Origin of the sequence: Streptomyces montanisoli, from assembly GCF_017813245.1 — a bacterium.
In the GTDB taxonomy this organism is placed as follows: Bacteria; Actinomycetota; Actinomycetes; order Streptomycetales; family Streptomycetaceae; genus Streptomyces; species Streptomyces montanisoli.
In genome coordinates, this window is sequence record NZ_JAGIQL010000018.1 from 13,499 (window position 1) to 31,789 (window position 18,291).

Annotated in this window: 18 protein-coding genes; 2 read left to right on the top strand and 16 right to left on the bottom strand. The window is 72.0% G+C overall.

Features of this window, described 5'->3' with window-relative positions:
- Positions 1–60 precede the first annotated feature (60 nt).
- Entirely contained in the window at positions 61–1,428 is a 1,368-nt protein-coding gene (locus tag JFN87_RS06980; protein WP_209339018.1) for a cryptochrome/photolyase family protein, read from the top strand.
- A gap of 368 nt (positions 1,429–1,796) precedes the next feature.
- Here the strand turns inward: JFN87_RS06980 and JFN87_RS06985 are convergent, their stop codons facing one another.
- The 11 genes from JFN87_RS06985 to JFN87_RS07035 all read right to left on the bottom strand — a co-directional run bounded on the left by JFN87_RS06985 (position 1,797) and on the right by JFN87_RS07035 (position 13,268).
- A complete protein-coding gene (locus JFN87_RS06985; RefSeq protein WP_209339058.1) occupies positions 1,797–4,637 on the bottom strand; it encodes a DEAD/DEAH box helicase in 2,841 nt (946 codons plus the stop codon).
- A 146-nt stretch (positions 4,638–4,783) separates the two neighbouring features.
- Positions 4,784–5,734, bottom strand: coding sequence for a twin-arginine translocase subunit TatC (gene tatC / locus JFN87_RS06990; protein ID WP_209339019.1), 951 nt, complete (start codon positions 5,732–5,734; stop codon positions 4,784–4,786).
- 68 nt (positions 5,735–5,802) lie between these two features.
- A complete protein-coding gene (gene tatA / locus JFN87_RS06995) occupies positions 5,803–6,081 on the bottom strand; it encodes a Sec-independent protein translocase subunit TatA (RefSeq protein ID WP_209339020.1) in 279 nt (92 codons plus the stop codon).
- A gap of 223 nt (positions 6,082–6,304) precedes the next feature.
- A complete protein-coding gene (locus JFN87_RS07000; RefSeq protein WP_209339021.1) occupies positions 6,305–6,502 on the bottom strand; it encodes a hypothetical protein in 198 nt (65 codons plus the stop codon).
- A 22-nt stretch (positions 6,503–6,524) separates the two neighbouring features.
- On the bottom strand, positions 6,525–6,845 hold the full coding sequence (locus tag JFN87_RS07005; RefSeq protein ID WP_245178879.1) for a hypothetical protein: 321 nt from the start codon (positions 6,843–6,845) through the stop codon (positions 6,525–6,527).
- A gap of 13 nt (positions 6,846–6,858) precedes the next feature.
- A complete protein-coding gene (locus JFN87_RS07010; RefSeq protein ID WP_245178880.1) occupies positions 6,859–7,929 on the bottom strand; it encodes a helix-turn-helix transcriptional regulator in 1,071 nt (356 codons plus the stop codon).
- A gap of 14 nt (positions 7,930–7,943) precedes the next feature.
- Entirely contained in the window at positions 7,944–8,900 is a 957-nt protein-coding gene (locus JFN87_RS07015) for a helix-turn-helix transcriptional regulator (protein WP_209339022.1), read from the bottom strand.
- A 111-nt stretch (positions 8,901–9,011) separates the two neighbouring features.
- Positions 9,012–9,383 (bottom strand): FKBP-type peptidyl-prolyl cis-trans isomerase, encoded by a 372-nt coding sequence (locus tag JFN87_RS07020; RefSeq protein ID WP_209339023.1) that lies wholly within the window; start codon positions 9,381–9,383, stop codon positions 9,012–9,014.
- 89 nt (positions 9,384–9,472) lie between these two features.
- Positions 9,473–10,486, bottom strand: a complete 1,014-nt coding sequence (locus JFN87_RS07025; protein ID WP_209339024.1) for an FKBP-type peptidyl-prolyl cis-trans isomerase — start codon at positions 10,484–10,486, stop codon at positions 9,473–9,475.
- Between the two features lie 148 nt (positions 10,487–10,634).
- Complete coding sequence (gene pafA / locus JFN87_RS07030; protein ID WP_209339025.1) at positions 10,635–11,996, bottom strand: Pup--protein ligase; 1,362 nt, start codon at positions 11,994–11,996, stop codon at positions 10,635–10,637.
- 9 nt (positions 11,997–12,005) lie between these two features.
- On the bottom strand, positions 12,006–13,268 hold the full coding sequence (locus JFN87_RS07035; RefSeq protein WP_209339026.1) for an MFS transporter: 1,263 nt from the start codon (positions 13,266–13,268) through the stop codon (positions 12,006–12,008).
- 134 nt (positions 13,269–13,402) lie between these two features.
- Between JFN87_RS07035 and JFN87_RS07040 the strand changes: the two genes are divergently transcribed.
- A complete protein-coding gene (locus JFN87_RS07040; protein WP_245178881.1) occupies positions 13,403–14,413 on the top strand; it encodes a LacI family DNA-binding transcriptional regulator in 1,011 nt (336 codons plus the stop codon).
- Positions 14,414–14,480: 67 nt separating this feature from the next.
- Here the strand turns inward: JFN87_RS07040 and prcA are convergent, their stop codons facing one another.
- The 5 genes from prcA to dop form a co-directional block, all read right to left on the bottom strand.
- Positions 14,481–15,263, bottom strand: coding sequence for a proteasome subunit alpha (gene prcA, locus JFN87_RS07045; RefSeq protein WP_209339028.1), 783 nt, complete (start codon positions 15,261–15,263; stop codon positions 14,481–14,483).
- A 52-nt stretch (positions 15,264–15,315) separates the two neighbouring features.
- Entirely contained in the window at positions 15,316–16,161 is an 846-nt protein-coding gene (gene prcB, locus JFN87_RS07050) for a proteasome subunit beta (protein ID WP_209339029.1), read from the bottom strand.
- Positions 16,113–16,289 (bottom strand): endonuclease domain-containing protein, encoded by a 177-nt coding sequence (locus JFN87_RS07055; protein ID WP_372449193.1) that lies wholly within the window; start codon positions 16,287–16,289, stop codon positions 16,113–16,115. Before JFN87_RS07055 ends, prcB begins: the two co-directional genes overlap by 49 nt.
- A gap of 72 nt (positions 16,290–16,361) precedes the next feature.
- Positions 16,362–16,580 (bottom strand): ubiquitin-like protein Pup, encoded by a 219-nt coding sequence (locus JFN87_RS07060; protein ID WP_209339030.1) that lies wholly within the window; start codon positions 16,578–16,580, stop codon positions 16,362–16,364.
- A gap of 152 nt (positions 16,581–16,732) precedes the next feature.
- Complete coding sequence (gene dop, locus JFN87_RS07065) at positions 16,733–18,244, bottom strand: depupylase/deamidase Dop (protein WP_209339031.1); 1,512 nt, start codon at positions 18,242–18,244, stop codon at positions 16,733–16,735.
- Between the last annotated feature and the right edge of the window lie 47 nt (positions 18,245–18,291).

The following is an 18,291-nucleotide window of genomic DNA, read 5'->3' on the forward strand; positions in this document are numbered from 1 at the left end:
CCACGCCGAGGGGACCGGCTCGGCGGGCCCGGCCGTGCGAGTGGCGGCAGGATGCCGTCCATGACCGTTTCCGTGGCCCTGTTCACCTCCGACCTGCGCGTGCACGACCAGCCGGTGCTGCGCGCCGCGCTGCGCGCCGCGGACCAGGTGGTCCCGCTGTTCGTCCTCGACCGCGGCATCGCGCGGGCCGGGTTCGACGCGCCCAACCGGCGCGCCTTCCTCGCCGACTGCCTCGCCGCGCTCGACGCGGGCCTGCGGGAGCGCGGCGGACGGCTCGTCGTCCGGACGGGTGACACCGCGACGGAGGTGCGCCGGGTGGCCGGGGAGACCGGCGCGCGCGAGGTCCACGTCGCGGCCGGAGTCAGCCGGTACGCGCTGGACCGCGAGAGGCGGCTGCGCGAGGCGCTGTCCGGCACGGACTGCGCACTGCACGCGCACGACGCCGTCGTCACGGCCCTCCCGCCCGGCCAGGTGACCCCCTCGTCCGGCGACCACTTCGCGGTGTTCACCCCCTACTTCAGGCGCTGGCAGGAAGCGGGGGTGCGGGACGCTCTCGGCGCGCCCCGTTCGATCGACGTGCCGTCGCTCGACGGTGACGCGCCGCCGCGCCGCGACGCGGTGTCCGGCGTCTCCCCCGGCGTTCCCGAGGGCGGCGAGAGCGCGGCGCGCGCGAAGCTCACGGCGTGGCTGCGCGACGGCGTCGAGGACTACGAGGACCGCCACGACGACCTGCCGGGCGACGCCACGTCACGTCTCTCCCCCTACCTGCACTTCGGCTGCCTCTCGCCCGCGGAGTCGGTGCACCGGGCGCGGCGCAAGGGCGGCCCGGGGGCGGACGCGTTCGTACGGCAGCTGGCCTGGCGCGACTTCCACCACCAGGTGCTCGCGGCACGGCCCGCGGTGTCCTGGTCCGACTACCGCGAGCGCGGGGACCGGTGGCGCGACGACGCCGGCACCGAGGCGGCGGTCGAGGCGTGGCGGCAGGGCCGCACGGGCTACCCGATCGTGGACGCCGCAATGCGGCAGCTGCGCCACGAGGGGTGGATGCACAACCGCGGCCGGCTGCTGGTGGCGAGCTTCCTCACCAAGACGCTGTACGCGGACTGGCGCACGGGCGCCCGCCACTTCCTCGACCTGCTCGTGGACGGCGACATCGCCAACAACCAGATGAACTGGCAGTGGGTCGCGGGCACGGGCACGGACACCCGCCCCAACCGGGTGCTGAACCCGCTCACGCAGGCGAAGCGGTTCGACCCGCGGGGCGCGTACGTGCGCCGCTGGGTGCCGGAGCTCGCGGACGTGGAAGGCGCGGCGGTCCACCAGCCGTGGCGCCTGCCCGAGAAGGAGCGCGCCGCGCTGGACTACCCGGACCCGATCGTGGACCTGTCGGAGGCCCGAGACCGCTTCCTGCGAGCCCGCAAGCCCTGACGCCCTTGCGACCCGGCGTCGCTCGGGCGAGAGCCCACCCGGGCGGGACGTGCCTCGCCCCGGGCGCTGCCCCGGCGGGCGGCCGGGCACCGGGCCTGACCGCCGCCGTGCGGCCTCGGGATTCGAGACGGGCAACCGGATCCAGCCGTACCTCACCGGGGCTTGACCGCCCAGACCCCGGCACGAGCGACCCTGCACGCCAGCGGCCAGGACCGAGGCCGACACGACGGCGGCAGCCGTGACTGCGGCCAGGCGCGACTCAGCCCGCGTGCTCCCCCGGCAGCCGAACACCGGGACTCGGCTCGGGACGCCAACGGCCAGGACCGGGGCCGACCCTGCACGCGGCACGCGGCGCGCGCCGCGGAGGGTCAGGTTACCGAGGTGTACGCCACCACCCCGCGGCGTATCCCGTCGATCGCGCGGCGCGCGTTCCTCGCGACCGTGCTGCCGTCGGACGAGGGCGCCGCTGCGGCGATCTGGCCCAGCACGTCGATGACCTGCTTGCACCAGCGCACGAAGTCGCCGGCGGGCATCTCCGCCTCGCGCAGCACCTCGTCGAGCCCGCGCCCCGACGCCCACGCGTACGCCGGCCAGGCGAAGCCGAGGTCGGGCTCGCGCTGGCCGACGCCCTCCGCCTGGTTGATCTTGAAGTCCTCCTCCAGCGCGTCGAGGCGGCCCCAGATGCGCACCATCTCGCCGAGCGCCGCCTTGGCCGGGCCCGACGGCGTCTTCGGCACGACCGCTTCGTCGCTCTGGCGCGACTCGAAGACCAGCGCCGAGACGCACGCCGCGAGCTCCGCGGGGCCGAGGCCCTCCCACACGCCGTCGCGCAGGCACTCGCTCGCCAGCAGGTCGAGCTCGCCGTACAGCCGGGCGAGCCGCCGCCCGTGCTCGGTGACCTCGTCGCCCCGCAGGTAGTCGAGTTCCGTGAGGAGCGCCACGATGCGGTCGAACGTACGCGCGATGGTGTTCGTGCGGCCCTCGATGCGCCGCTCGAGCTGGCGCGTGTCGCGCGTCAGGCGGTGGTAGCGCTCCGCCCACCGCGCATGGTCCTCGCGCTCGTCGCACCCGTGGCACGGGTGGGCGCGCAGCGCGGTGCGCAGCCGGATGATCTCCCGGTCGTCCGCCGCCGCGGCACGCTGCTTGCGGTGGCGTTCCGGCACGATGTGCCCCGCCTTGGTGCGCAGCGCGGACGCCAGGTCGCGGCGCGACTGCGGGGAGCGCGCGTTGAACGACTTGGGGATGCGCATCCGCTCGAGCGGCTCGACCGGCACCGGGAAGTCGATCGACGCCAGCCGCTTGACCTGCCGCTCCACCGTCAGCACCAGGGGCCTGGGGCCCTCGTGGTACTCGACGCCCGCATGGCCGCGGTGCCCGTTCGCCCGGCCCGCGGGCACGCCGGGGTCGAGGACCAGCGCGAGACCGGCGAACTTTCCCGTCGGCACGTGGATCACGTCACCGGGCCTGAGCTTCTCCAGCGAGGTGGCCGCGGCCGCCCTGCGCTGCGCCGCGCCCTGCTTGGCCAGCTCGTTCTCGCGGTCCTTCAGCTCGCGGCGCATGCGCGCGTACTCCTCGAAGTCCCCGAGGTGGCACGTCATGCCCTCGCGGTAACCGGCGAGTCCCTCCTCGTTGCGCTGGACCTGCCGGGAGATGCCGACGACCGACCGGTCGGCCTGGAACTGCGCGAACGACGTCTCCAGCAGCTCGCGCGAGCGGTGCCGGCCGAACTGGTGGACCAGATTGACCGCCATGTTGTAGGAGGGGCGGAAGCTGGAGCGCAGCGGATAGGTGCGGGTGCCGGCGAGGCCCGCGAGCGCCCCCGGGTCCATGCCGCGCTGCCACAGCACCACCGCGTGGCCCTCGACATCGATGCCACGGCGCCCCGCGCGCCCCGTGAGCTGCGTGTACTCGCCCGGCGTGATGTCCGCGTGCTGCTCGCCGTTCCACTTGACGAGCTTCTCAAGGATCACCGTACGGGCCGGCATGTTGATGCCGAGCGCCAGCGTCTCCGTCGCGAACACGGCCTTGACGAGCCCGCGCACGAAGAGCTCCTCGACGACCTCCTTGAACGTCGGCAGCATGCCCGCGTGGTGGGCGGCGATGCCGCGCTCCAGGCCTTCGAGCCACTCGTAGTAGCCGAGGACGTGCAGGTCCTCGGACGGGATCGAGGACGTGCGCTCCTCGACGATCTCCCGGACCGTCGTGCGCGCCTCCTCGTCGTTGAGCCGCAGGCCCGCGTACAGGCACTGCTGCACGGCCGCCTCGCAGCCGGCCCTGCTGAAGATGAACGTGATCGCGGGGAGCAGGCCCTCCGCGTCGAGGCGCTCGATGACGTCGGGCCGCGACGGCGTCCAGACGCGGGTGCGCCGCCTGCGCTCCCGCTCGCGGTCGGCCTCGCGGACCATCTTCCCGCGGCGCCGCTCGCGCGGGTTGTACGTGCGCTGGTTCTCCATCCTGGCCATGCGGACCAGGTCGGGGTTGACCTCGCGCTTGCCCTGCCCGCGGCCGCCGTGGTCGGTCTCCTCCTCGAAGAGGTCGTACATGCGGCGCCCGGCGAGCACGTGCTGCCACAGCGGGACGGGGCGGTGCTCGGAGACGATGACGGCCGTGTCGCCGCGTACGGTGTCCAGCCAGTCGCCGAACTCCTCGGCGTTGGACACGGTCGCCGACAGAGACACCAGCGTGACCGACTCGGGGAGGTGGATGATCACCTCTTCCCACACGGCGCCCCTGAACCGGTCGGAGAGGTAGTGCACCTCGTCCATCACGACGTAGCCGAGGCCGCCGAGCGCCTGGGAGCCCGCGTAGAGCATGTTGCGCAGGACCTCGGTGGTCATGACGACCACCGGCGCGTCGGCGTTCACGCTGTTGTCACCGGTGAGCAGGCCCACCTTCTCGGGGCCGTAGCGGCTCGCGAGGTCGGCGTACTTCTGGTTGGACAGCGCCTTGATCGGCGTGGTGTAGAAGCACTTGCGGCCCTCCTTGAGGGCCAGGTGCACGGCGAACTCGCCGACGATCGTCTTGCCTGATCCGGTGGGCGCGGCGACCAGCACGCCCTTCCCTGCCTCCAGTGCCTGGCACGCCTCGATCTGGAAGGGGTCGAGGCCGAACTCGTACATCTCACGGAACGGGGCGAGCGCGGTGGCCTGCACGGCGGCGCGGATGCGGGCGGCGGCGTAGCGCTCGGCGGGAGAAAGGTCCTCTGTCATCTCGCTCACGAGCCTACCCGCCGCCTCCGACACTCACCTCGGACTTTCGTACCGCTCGCGGCGGCGTCCCGGGCGCGCCGTGACGCGCGCGAGGCCGGAGCCGCAAGGGCCCCGGCCTCGGGAAACGCGTGGCGCCGCGTGGTGCGTCAGGTGACGTCGTCGTAGCCGTTGACCCGGTGGGTGCCGGCCGCGTCGGCCTGTTCGGGCAGCGCGGGCGTGGTGATCGGCGGGGCGGTGTCCACGTCCTCGGGGTCCAGGTCGAGGGCGGAGGCCTCGTCGTCGGCCGGTCCCGCCTCCTCGATGCGGCGCTTGCGCCGGTCGTTCGTCAGGGCGACGAAGCAGGCGGCGAAGTACAGGACCCAGATCGGGCCGGCGAGGACCAGCATGGACAGCGGGTCGGTGCTGGGCGTGGCCACGGCGGCGAACACCGTGATGCCCATGATCATGATCCGCCACCAGCCGATCATGCGCTTGCCGGAGAGGATGCCGACGAAGTTGAGCATGACGAGCAGCAGCGGCATCTCGAAGGAGAGGCCGAAGACGACGACCATGCGCGTCACGAGATCCAGCAGCTCGTCCAGCGGCAGCAGGTTGGCGACGTGGTCCGGCGTGAAGCCGAGGAGCACCTTCGCGGTGGTCGGCAGCACCTCGTAGGCGAAGAGGGCGCCGAGGAAGAAGAGCGGCACGCCCGTGCCGACGAAGGCGAGGGCGTACTTCTTCTCGTGCCGGTGCAGGCCCGGCGCGACGAACGCCCAGAGCTGGTACAGCCAGACCGGTGACGCACACACGACACCCGCCATCAGGGACACCTTCAGCGCCAGGGAGAACGGCGCGATCAGGCCGTCCATCGTGACGTTGGCGCACGCCTCACCCTTGGTGCGGGCCAGCGAGGTGAAGTCGCCCTTGCAGCCGACGGACCCGAGGATGGGGTCCGTGAAGAAGTTGATGATGTCGTTGTAGAAATACGCGGCGACGCACGCGACGACGATGATGGCCAGGAGGCCCTTCGCCAACCTGTTGCGCAGCTCACGCAGGTGCTCCACGAGGGGCATGCGCCCCTCGTCATCCCGCGCTTGCGTACGGGCGGACTTGGCCAACCCACTTCCCCATCTCGTGCGGCGGACTCACGCGTGAGGCGCGGCCGCTCCGGCCCTGGTGTACGCGGTCAGCGCTGCGTGCTCTCCGACGGCTCGGTGACCGGGCGGGCGGTGGTGGTGTCGCCGGGGGCGGCCTTGATGGTCCGCTGGACGTCCTGGACGTCGTTGGGCGGGTCGGCCGGGGCGGTCTTGCCCTGGTCGGACTTCATCGCCTTGGCCTCGCTCTTGAGGATGCGGGCCGACTTGCCGAGGGAGCGCGCCATGTCCGGGAGCTTCTTCGCACCGAACAGCAGGACGATCACGACGAGGATGAGAATGATCTCGGGGGCGCCGAGCCTTCCGAACATAACTGGTTACCTTCTCACCGAGGCGGCATGGGGGCCTGCGTCACACCGGACAGACGGGTGCCCGACCAGTGTCCTACGCAAGGATCGTAACGCCCAGGGGTGAATCCCAGGCAATCCCTGTGCGGATTTCCACGCGCGGCCCATGCCTCGCTCGCTGGGCCACGACGGCCAGCGTACCTGCCGAACGTGCGTTGCAGGAGGGGGCGTAGCCGACATACCCCGTCTACCGCAGTGCCTCCCCCGACGCGGCGAGCCGGCCGGCGGCGCGCTCCAGGTCCTCGGCGGCCCGGGTGACGCGCTCACTCGTTCGGGCCACCTGGTCGCCGAGGCGCCGCACTTCGAGGAAGACGCGGACGGCGAGGACGCCGAGTACGGCGATCCCGCAGAACCCGAGGGCGACGGCGAGCATGGGCCAGAGCATGGGCAGAGCCTAGTGGATCCGCTCAGCCCTGCCCGCCAGGGCCGTCGGCGGTGTGCAGGCGCAGCGTCCTGACGCCGCCCTGCGTCAGCAGCTCCACGATCCGCCGGCCCGCCGGCTTGCGTATGGACGCGTCGCACCGCGGGCAGCTGAACGAGTAGGTCGTGGTGCGCCTGCTGGCGCCGATCGCCAGCAGGAACGCGTCACCGGGAAGTTCGAAGCCGGCGCGGCACTCGGGGCAGGCGACCTTGAAGCGTATGGGGGCGACGGCCGTGAGCCCGTACTCCGGCTCCGAAGCGTCCTGAGAGGGTGCCGGCAGGTCGGAGGCTTCGGGCGTGGGGGGCATGTTCCAGGTCTCCTCAGGCTCGGCCGGCGGCGTCGGGTCCCGCGGACGTCTCGTGGGCGACGGTGGCGTCGGGTGCGCCGTGGGAGTGGGGCGCGTCGAAGGCGGCGGGTGCGTCGTAGGCGGCGGGTGCGTCGTAGGCGGCGAGCGCGTCGCGGGCCGCCCGCCGTGCGCTGTCCGCGAGGTCGGGCGGGGAGACGATGCGCCCTTCGCCGCCGAGCCGCAGCGCGAGGCGGCGCAGCGAAGCGGGCGCGGGGGTGCGCAGCGTGATGCGCAGGCCTCCGTCGGGGAGTTCCTCCGCGCTGTCGTGGGGGTAGTACTCGGCGACCCAGCGGCCGCCAGGACCCACCTCGACCACCACCTCGGGGTCGTCGGCGGACGGCTGGACGAGTCCCTCCGACAGGTCTCGCGGTTCGATCTCGGGCGGCGCCGACACGGCGTCGAGCAGCTTGATCTCGGCGACCCGGTCGAGCCGGAAGGTGCGGCGCGCCTCGGAGAGGCGGCACCACGCCTCCATGTAGGTGTGGCCGACGGCGAACAGCCGGATCGGGTCGACCTCGCGCTCCGTCAGCTCGTCGCGCGCAGGCGAGTAGTAGCGCAGCCACAGCCTGCGGCGTTCCGAGATGGCGCGGTCGACGTCGGCGAAGACGCCGCCCTCGGACTCGAACGTCACGGAGAGCCGTGAGCTCGCGCCCGCGGCCTCGCCCGCCGCGGCCTCCAGCTTGGCGGTGGCACGCAGCAGCGCCTGCTTGTCGCCCTCCCGCAGCCCCGGCAGGGTCGCGACGGCCCGTGCGGCAACGAGCAGCGCGGTGGCCTCGTCGGCGGCGAGGCGCAGCGGCTCGGCCACGTCGTCCGCGTTGTGCCACCAGATGCGGTCGCCGTCGGTGTCGATGTCGAGGAGGTCGCCGCCGCGGAAGCTGGTGCCGCACATGGGCAGGACGTCCAGGTCGGAGATGAGCTCGTCCTCACTGATGCCGAAGGCCCTGGCGACGTCGGAGACCCGGGCGCCCGGCCGCTCGCGCAGGTAGGTGACGAGCGACAGCATCCTCCTGGTCCTGTCGATGGCGTTCGCATTGGTGGTGGCCATGTGAACCCGCCCCTTCAGCCCTTGGCCACGGCGCGCAGCCGGTCCACGACGTCGGCCCGCAGGTCCGCGGGCTCCTGCACGACCACGTCGGGGCCGAACTCGACGAGCCACGCGTCGAGTCCGTGCCCGTACGGGATCTCCAGCTCGTCCCAGCCGTCGCCGAGGGCGCGCGAGGTGAGCGCCTTGGCACGCAGCGGGTAGCCGCAGCCGGCGCGCAGCCGGATCAGCGCCGACCTGGTCGCGGTCTCCCCCGCCCAGGCCTCCACCGTCTCGCGGACCGTCGAGGCGTCGGGCACGGGCGCGGTGAACGAGCCGGCCCTGGAGCGGACCCTGCCGCTGATCCGGGAGAGCCGGAACACCCGCTCGGCGCCGCGGTCGCGGTCGAACCCGGCCAGGTACCAGTGGCCGCGCCAGCACTCCAGCGTCCACGGCTCGACCTGGCGCTGCTCGGTGTGGGCCGCGCTGGACTTGCGGTAGTCGAAGACGACGGGGCGCCGGTCGCGGCAGGCGAGCATCAGCGGCTCGAACGCGGCCTCGTGGGCGGGGATGCGGGGTTCGAGCGCGCTGTGCTGCGCCTCGTACGCGTCCTCGGCCTCCGGCATGCCGGCCGCGCGCAGCTTCTGCAGGGCGCCGCTCGCCGCGCCCGCGAGGCGCGCCTGCTGCCAGACGCGGGCGGCGACGCCGAGCGCGGCCGCCTCCTCGGCGTCCAGGGTGATGGCGGGCAGCCGGTTGCTGTCCCTGCGGGCGACGTAGCCGGTGTCGCCGTCGACCGCCTCGACCGTGTCGATGACGAGGCCGAGTTCGCGCAGGTCGTCCTTGTCCCGCTCGAACATGCGGTTGAAGCCGTCGTCGGTTCCCGCTTCCAGGTATGCCTCGATGGAGCCGCGCAACTCGCGTTTGCTGAGGGGGCGCCGGGCCCCGAGCAGACACAGCGCCAGGTTCATCAGCCGCTCCGCCTTGGCAATGGCCATCGACGCCCTTTCGTGTGGTCCTGTGCCGGTCGACGGTACCGCCCCCGGGTCCGCGGGGAAAAGCCGAGGGCCCGCGCCGACCGGCACGGGCCCTCGGGTGAACGCAAATGATCAGACGGCGACCAGATCGCACACGAAGATCAGCGTCTCGCCGGGGCCGATGCTGCGCCCGGCGCCCTGGTCGCCGTAGGCGAGGTGGGCCGGGATGATGAGCTGGCGGCGTCCGCCGACCTTCATGCCCTGCACGCCCTTGTCCCAGCCGGCGATGACCTGGCCGATGCCGAGCTTGAACTGGAGCGGCTGGCCGCGGTTCCAGGAGGAGTCGAACTCCTCGCCGCTGGAGAACGCCACACCCACGTAGTGGACGGAGACCATGTCACCGGCCTTGGCCGTGGCGCCGTCCCCCTCCCAGAGGTCCTTGATCTCCAGGTCGGCGGGCGGTTCGCCGCCGGGGAAGTCGACCTCGGGCTTCTCGTTCTTCACTGAACTGCTCCTCGCACGGTGTACTCGGTACTCGGTACTCGATGGGTCTGCTGAACCGGCCAAGTCTTACAGGCCGGTGCGTCGCCGTCCTACTTCGCCCCGAGGATGTCCACCACGAAGACGAGGGTCGAGTTCTTCGGCAGGTCCGGACTCGGCGACTGGCTGCCGTAGCCGAGGCTCGGCGGGATCACCAGCAGCAGGCGGCTGCCGACCTTCTGGCCCACGATGCCCTGGTCCCAGCCCTTGACGACCGCGCCGGTGCCGATGCTGGTGGCCAGCGGGACGCCGGTGTTCCACGAGCTGTCGAACAGCTTGGCGTCGGACTTGCCCTCGTTGGGCTTCCACGCCGTGCCGCTGTACTGGATGTAGACGGTCTGGCCCTTCTTGACCGTGGCGCCCTTGCCCGGGATCAGCACCTTGTCGACGAGGTCCTTCGGCGGGTCGGCCTTCGGCACGGAGATGGTCGCCGGCGCCGCCTTGTCGGCGTTGACCTGCGGCAGCGACTTCGGGATGGACGCCTGCGACCCGGACACCTTGCTCGGCAGGGTCTTCTTGACGTCGAGCACGAAGACGAGGGTGTCGGTGCCCTTCACGCCGAGCTGCTGGTTGCCCTGGCTGCCGAAGGCCGCGGACGGCGGTGCCACCACCAGGACGCGGCTGCCGACCTTCTGGCCCACGACGCTCTGCGAGAACGCGGGGATGATGCTCTTCGAGCCCGCGGGCACGAGCTGCGGCGCCGCGCCCTTGTCGTAGGAGCTGCCGAGTTCCTTGCCGCCCCACACCTTCACGGTGAAGTCGGCCATCACCAGCTGGTTCTTCTTGATCGCCGGGCCGGAGCCCTGGGAGAGGGTGTGGACGACGAACTTGCCGGTCGGCTTGGACGACTTCGGGACGCTGATATCGGCCTTCTTGCCGGCCGATCCCGTCACGGTGGGCATCGGGCTGTCGGAGGAGACCGGCTTGGGCGGTGCGGGTGCGGACGCGCTCGGGCTGGGCGCAGCCGACGACGCCGCATCGTCCTTCTTCTTGGAGTTGTCGCCGCTGCAGGCAGCGGTCAGCACCAAGGCCGGCACGATGAGCAGGGCTGCAAGACTGCGTCGCACAGTGTGTCCTCGTGGGGGTAGGTGGTTGTCTTCCGGTGGCGGCCCACTCTACGACTCTTCCCTCATCTGTCATTCCCGCATCAGACGCGTGGGCCCCGTACGCACTCGTACGGGGCCCACGCGGGCGGGGCGACGACAGCGAGCGCCGTCACATCCCCGCGATCAGCTTCTCCACCCGGTCGTCCACGGAGCGGAACGGGTCCTTGCACAGCACGGTGCGCTGCGCCTGGTCGTTCAGCTTCAGGTGCACCCAGTCGACGGTGAAGTCCCGCCGCTGCTCCTGCGCCCTGCGGATGAAGTCGCCGCGCAGCCGCGCCCTCGTGGTCTGCGGCGGCACCGACTTGCCCTCGAAGATTCGCAGGTCGTTGGCGACGCGCGCGGCCTGGCCCTTCTTCTCCAGCAGGTAGTAGAGCCCGCGGCGGCGGTGGATGTCGTGGTAGGCGAGGTCTATCTGCGCGACCCTCGGGTGCGACATGGTCATGTCGTGCTTGGCGCGGTAGCGCTCGATGAGCTTGTACTTCATGACCCAGTCGATCTCGGTGGCGATCTTGTCGAGGTCCTCGGTCTCGATCGCGTCGAGCGTGCGGCCCCACAGTTCCAGCACCTGGTCCACCGTGCCGGTGCGGATGTCGCGGCGCTCGACGAAGTCGACGGCCTTCTCGTAGTACTCGCGCTGCACCTCGAGCGCGGACGCCTCGCGCCCGCTGGCCAGGCGTACCTTGCGCCGTCCTGTGATGTCGTGGCTGACCTCGCGGATCGCCCTGATGGGGTTCTCCAGCGTGAGGTCGCGCATCACCGTCCCCGCCTCGATCATGCGCAGGACCAGGTCGGTGGCGCCGACCTTGAGGAGGGTGGTCGTCTCCGACATGTTCGAGTCGCCGACGATCACGTGCAGCCTGCGGTAGCGCTCGGCGTCCGCGTGCGGCTCGTCGCGCGTGTTGATGATCGGCCGTGAGCGCGTCGTCGCCGAGCTGACGCCCTCCCAGATGTGCTCGGCGCGCTGGCTCACGCAGTAGACGGCTCCGCGCGGGGTCTGCAGCACCTTGCCGGCCCCGCACAGCAGCTGGCGCGTGACGAGGAACGGGATGAGGATGTCGGCGAGCCGGGAGAACTCGCCGTGGCGCGCCACGAGATAGTTCTCGTGGCAGCCGTAGGAGTTTCCCGCCGAATCGGTGTTGTTCTTGAAGAGATAGACGTCGCCCGCGATTCCCTCCTCGTGCAGGCGCCGTTCCGCGTCGACGAGCAGGCCTTCCAGAATCCGCTCACCGGCTTTGTCGTGCGTGACCAACTCGGTCACGTTGTCGCATTCCGGGGTGGCGTATTCCGGATGCGAACCGACGTCGAGGTAGAGGCGGGCACCGTTGCGCAGGAACACATTGCTGCTACGGCCCCATGACACGACACGGCGGAAGAGGTAGCGCGCCACTTCGTCAGGTGACAGTCGGCGCTGTCCCCTGAACGTGCACGTGACGCCGTACTCGTTCTCCAGCCCGAAAATGCGGCGGTCCATGTCTGAACATTACGCCTGATGGCCTGTGCTGAAACCGTGTTCGGGCGCGTCACTTGGATCATTTTCCGATCGGGCCGCCGCATTGCCGTCCACGTGCCTGCCTGCGAGTACCCGCGGGGTGGCGGCCAGCACGAGCAGGGCGCAGAGCCCGGCGGCCCCCGCGACCGCGAAGCCGGCGGACGTGCCGGCGTGCTGGGCCACCGGGCCCGCGACGCCCGTGCCGAGCGCCGAGCCCACCCCGAACGTCGTCACGAGCCAGGAGAAGGCCTCGGTGACGGTGCCTGCCGGGGCCTGCCGGTCCACCACGATGAACGCGCACGCGAGCGCGGGCGCCAGGAAGACGCCGGCCACCATCGAGAGCAGCGTCATCGTGACCGCGCCTGGCGTCAGCACCAGCGGCAGGTAGCACACCGCGAGCAGCGCCACGATCACCCGCAGCCTGCGCTCCGGCGGGCCCGTCCAGCGCCGGGCGCCGTAGACCGCCCCGCCCAGCAGGGCGCCGAGGCCGAGGGCCGCCATCAGCCAGCCGTAGACGGACTCGCGGCCCTGGCCGTCCGCGTACGCCACCCCCGCGACGGTGATCGAGCCGAGCGCGGCCCCGACGAACAGGAAGGCGCCAAGCAGCGCAAGCAGCCCGGGCGAGCGCAGCGCGCCGAGCCAGTGCGCCCGCCGTTCGGCGGACCGCCAGGCGCGGGAGGGACGGGAGACCACCACGGACAGGGCGCCGAGAACGCCCACGGCGTTCAGCACCAGCAGCGCCGCGGCCGGGGAGCGCAGCGCGACAAGGGCGGTGACCAGCAGGGGGCCGACCGTGAACATGACCTCCTGGGCGACGGCGTCCAGCGCGTACGCGCGGTGCACCCGGTCCTCGCGGCCGAGCACGCCGGGCCACAGGGCGCGCAGCCCGCCCTCCAGCGGCGGGGTGCACAGACCGGCGACCGCGACGGCCGCGAAGGCCGCCGCCGGCGATCCGGTGCCCACCGCGACGAGCAGCACCATGCCGAGCGCCGACACGAGGGCGGCCGGCAGCTGGACGCGCGGCTGCCCGTACAGGTCGACGGCGCGGCCGAGGAGCGGCTGGCCGACGGCGTTGGCGAGCCCGTACGCGGCGGCGAGCGCGCCGGCGACGCTGTAGCTGCCGCCGTCCGCCCGCGCGAACAGCACCACGGCGATCGGGGCCGTGGCGCCCGGCAGCCTGCCCACCAGCGTGCCGGCGAGCAGCCTCGCCGCGTGCGGAGCGCGCAGCAGCTCCACGTATCCGGTGGCTCCCACGGCCTCGGCCCTCCCCTGGTCGTGCGTCGCGCGGTCGGGTGCCGCAGGCTGACGTGTTACGTATAACGACGCCGTCCATACGTACCATGAGCGCCGGCGCCCGGTCCACCGGCCGGCGCAGGAGAGGAGGCGCCATGACCCAGCACGCCGCCAGGCCCACCAGCAAGGACGTGGCGCGCACCGCGGGCGTCTCGCAGGCCACGGTCTCCCTCGTGCTCGGCGGGAAGTGGCGCGGCCGCGTCTCGGAGCGCACCGCGCGCCAGGTACGCGACGCGGCCGGCGCCCTCGGCTACCGGCCCAACCTGGCCGCGCGCAGCCTGCGCCTCGGCACGACGGGCACGGCGCTCCTGGTCGTGCCGGCGCTGACCAACGACTTCTTCGCGCGTGTCTACACGGGCGCGGCGGCCGTGGCCGTGGCGCACGGCTTCGGCGTGGTCCTCTACCCGTCCCCCGCCGGGGTCGGCCCGGCCGTGAGCCCCTTCGACCCGGGCCGCACCGCGCTCGACGGCGTCATCGCCTCCTCCATGGCCGCCGACGCCCCGGCCGCCATCCGCGGCAGCCGGCTGCCGCTGGTCATGCTGGACAGCGACCCGGCGGCGCCGGGCCCCGCCGCCTGCGTCAACCTCGACATCGCGGACGGCATGCGGCAGGTCGCCGCCCATGTGCTCGGCCTCGGCCACCGCGAGGTGCTGCACCTCGGCTCCGCCGTGCCGTCCTGGACGTTCGACGTGCGCGCCGACGCGCTGCGGCGGGCCGCGCGCGCGGCGGGCGCACGGCTGCGCTCGGCACGCTCCGCCCTCGACGTGACGGCGGCCCGCGAGGCCGTCACCGCCGCTGTGGCGGGCACGGGGCCACGTCCGACCGCGATCGTGTGCGACGACGACATCCTGGCCGCGGGGGCCTGCAAGGCGCTGCGCCGCCTGGGCCTGCGCGTCCCCGGCGACGTGTCCGTCACCGGGTTCGACGACCTGACGCTCGCCACCGCCGTCGAGCCCGAGCTCACCACGGTCGGCCTGCCGGCCGAGCGGGTCGGCGAGCGCGGCATGGAGGCGCTACTCGCCGTGCTCGACGGCCGCGAGCCGGAGGCCGGCGACCTGCCCGTACGCCTCGTGGTGCGCGGGTCGACGGCGGCGCCTGCGCGGTAAAGCGCCCGCGGACAAGCCGGTGCCCCGGCCGCGCGGGGCGGCCGGGGCACCGCTGGGGTCGCGTGCGCTACGCGTCGTCCTCCGTGGTGGCGGAGCCGGCGCCCTTCGGTCCCTCGTCGTCCGGGGTGTCCGACGGGGCCGTGGGCGCGCCCTCCTCCGACAGCAGGCGCGCGAGCCGCGCGCCCACGATCCGGCTGAACTTGCGCTGCTGCGGGCGCGTGCGGTCGAGGACGGCCACTTCGAGCCGCTCGGCGGGGATCTCCCGCTCGCCGCCGTTGGTGTCGCGGGACAGCGCCTGCACGGCCAGCTTGAGCGCCTCCGCGAGCGTCATGCCCTCGCGGTGGCGCTGATCCAGGTAGGAGCTGATCTGCTCGGAGCTGCCGCCCACCGCGACGGAGCCGTGCTCGTCGACGATCGAGCCGTCGTGCGGCAGCCGGTAGATCTGGTCGCCGTCGGGCGTCGCGCCGACCTCGGCGACCACGAGCTCGACCTCGTAGGGCTTCTCACCCGCGCTGGAGAAGATCGTGCCGAGTGTCTGGGCGTAGACGTTGGCGAGCCCACGGGCCGTCACGTCGTCGCGGTCGTACGTGTATCCGCGCAGGTCGGCGTAGCGCACACCGCCGATGCGCAGGTTCTCGTACTCGTTGTACTTGCCGGCGGCCGCGAAGCCGATCCGGTCGTAGATCTCGCTGAACTTGTGCAGGGCACGGGACGGGTTCTCGCCGACGAAGACGATGCCGTCGGCGTACTGGAGCACGACCAGGCTGCGGCCCCGGGCGATGCCCTTGCGGGCGTACTCCGCCCGGTCGGCCATGGCCTGCTGGGGTGAGACATAGAACGGCGTCGACACCGGCTATCCGTCCCTTTCTGTCAGTGGCTGATTCACTCTCACAGCGGTGCCTTCACAGCAGCGCGGCGCGCGGTCCGTCGGGCTGTTCGAGCCGGTGCTCGAGGACAGCGCGTGCGATGGCCGCCATCTCGTCGTCGGACAGGCGCCTGAAGCCGTCCTCCGTGATCACTGTGACGATCGGGTAGATCTTGCGCGCCACGTCGGGCCCGCCCGTCGCCGAGTCCTCGTCCGCCGCGTCGTAGAGCGCCTGCACGACGAGCGTGGTCGCCTGCTCCTGCGTCAGGTCGTCGCGGTAGAGCTTCTTCATGGCCCCGCGCGCGAAGACCGAACCCGAGCCGGTGGAGGCGTAGCCGGTCTCCTCCGACCGGCCGCCCGTGACGTCGTAGGAGAAGATGCGGCCCTTGCCGCGGTCCACGTCGTAGCCCGCGAACACCGGCACGACGGCGAGGCCCTGCATCGCCATGGCGAGGTTGGACCTGATCATCGTGGAGAGGCGGTTGGCCTTGCCCTCCAGGGAGAGCTGCGCGCCCTCGACCTTCTCGAAGTGCTCGAGCTCCAGCTGGAAGAGCTTGACCATCTCCACGGCGAGCCCGGCCGTGCCGGCGATGCCCACCGCCGAGTACTCGTCAGCGGGGAAGACCTTCTCGATGTCCCGCTGGGCGATCATGTTGCCCATCGTCGCCCGCCGGTCACCGGCGAGCACCACGCCGCCGGGGAACGTCACCGCGACGATCGTCGTGCCGTGCGGCGCCTCGACGGCGCCCTGCAGCGGCGGCAGCGAGCGCTTGCCGGGCAGCAGGTCCGGCGAGTGGTCGCCGAGGAAGTCCATGAAGGAAGACGACCCCGGCGTCAGGAAGGCAGCTGGTAGACGCCCGGTGTCACGAGTATTGGCTTCCACGCGTTTCCCTCCAGATGTGCGGCGGCACGGCGCAAGGCGTCGTGATCGGCTCCCCACGTGCCGCCTGCCGCATTGCAGTTGAAGCACAGTACGCCACGGACCCTACCCGCCCACGGGCGGTGATCCACCAGCGATTCGGGAGGACGAGGGGTGCCCCCGGCAGCGGGAGCACCCCTCCTCCGGCCCGTTCACCCGTGTGACTACTGTCCGCCCTTTTGCACGAAGCTCCGCACGAAGTCCTCGGCGTTCTCCTCGAGGACGTCGTCGATCTCGTCCAGGACGGAGTCCACGTCGTCGGAGAGCTTCTCCTGACGCTCCTTGAGGTCCTCGGAGCCCTGCGCCTCCTGCGCCTGCTCCTCGGTCTCCTCCGTGGAACGCGTCGCCTTCTGCTGGCCGCCGTCGGTGTCCCTGGTCGCCATTTCCCTCACCCCGCTCGGTTCGCCCCGCTCGATGTGACCTTCGTTGCTCTCAAGATCAGACCCTATCCGCAGGATCCGGAGAAGGCCCCGTTGTCGTACAACGCCAGGGGCCTACCTCCATGATTCCCTGCGGCGGGCCCTTTCAGCCTTTTTCAGTGCCCGGACAGCACCCGGACCAGGTCTTCCGCCGTGCGGCAGCGGTCCAGGAGCTCCTTCACATGGGTGCGTGTACCGCGCAACGGTTCCAGGGTGGGAACGCGCTGGAGCGAGTCCCTGCCCGGCAGGTCGAAGATGACCGAGTCCCAGGAGGCCGCCGCGACGTCCTCCGCGTACTGGTCGAGGCACCGGCCCCTGAAGTAGGCCCTGGTGTCCTCGGGCGGGTTCGTCCTGGCCCGCTCGACGTCCTGCTCGTCCAGCAGCCGCTTCATCTTCCCGCGGGCCGCCAGACGGTTGTACAGGCCCTTCTCCGGGCGCACATCGGCGTACTGCAGGTCGACGAGGTGCAGCCGCGCCGCGTCCCAGTCGAGGGAGTCCCTGCGACGGTAGCCCTCGAGCAGCTCGCGCTTGGCCACCCAGTCCAGCTCGCCCGACAGGCTCATCGGATCGCGCTCCAGGCGGTTGAGCGTGTCCTCCCAGCGGCCGAGCACGTCGCGCGTCTGCTCGTCCGCGTCGGCGCCGTACTTCTCCTCGACGTACTTCCTCGCGAGCTCGTAGTACTCCATCTGGAGCTGCACGGCCGTCAGCGTGCGGCCGCTGCGGAGCGTGACGAGGTGGCGCAGCGAGGGGTCGTGCGAGACCGCGTGCAGCGTGCGCACGGGCTGGTCGACCGCGAGGTCGACGTTGATGAAGCCGTCCTCGATCATGGCGAGGACCAGGGACGTCGTGCCGAGCTTGAGGTACGTCGAGATCTCGGAGAGGTTCGCGTCCCCGATGATCACGTGCAGCCTGCGGTAGCGCTCCGCGTCCGAGTGCGGCTCGTCGCGCGTGTTGATGATGGGCCGCTTGAGCGTCGTCTCCAGGCCCACCTCGACCTCGAAGTAGTCGGCGCGCTGGCTGAGCTGGAAGCCGTGGTCGCGGCCGTCCTGCCCGATGCCGACGCGGCCGGCGCCCGTGACGACCTGGCGGGAGACGAAGAACGGCGTCAGGTGGCGCACGATGTCCGAGAACGGGGTCTCGCGCCGCATGAGGTAGTTCTCGTGGGTGCCGTAGGAGGCGCCCTTGTTGTCGGTGTTGTTCTTGTACAGGTGGATCGGCTGCGCGCCCGGCAGCTGGGCCGCACGCTCGGCGGCCTCCGCCATGATGCGCTCCCCCGCCTTGTCCCACAGGACGGCGTCGCGCGGGTTGGTGATCTCCGGCGAGCTGTACTCCGGATGGGCGTGGTCGACGTAGAGGCGCGCGCCGTTGGTCAGGATGACGTTGGCCAGGCCGATGTCCTCGTCCGTGAGCTGGCTCGAGTCGGCCGTGTCCCTGGCGAGGTCGAAGCCGCGGGCGTCCCGCAGCGGGTTCTCCTCCTCGAAGTCCCACCGCGCGCGCCGCGCGCGGTGCATCGCCGCCGCGTACGCGTTGACGATCTGGGACGAGGTGAGCATGGCATTGGCGTTCGGGTGGCCGGGCACGGAGATCCCGTACTCCGTCTCGATGCCCATTACTCGCCGTACGGTCATGCGGCCCTCCTTGCCCGGCGGCGGCGCCCCCTGGGGGCGTGGCGCTC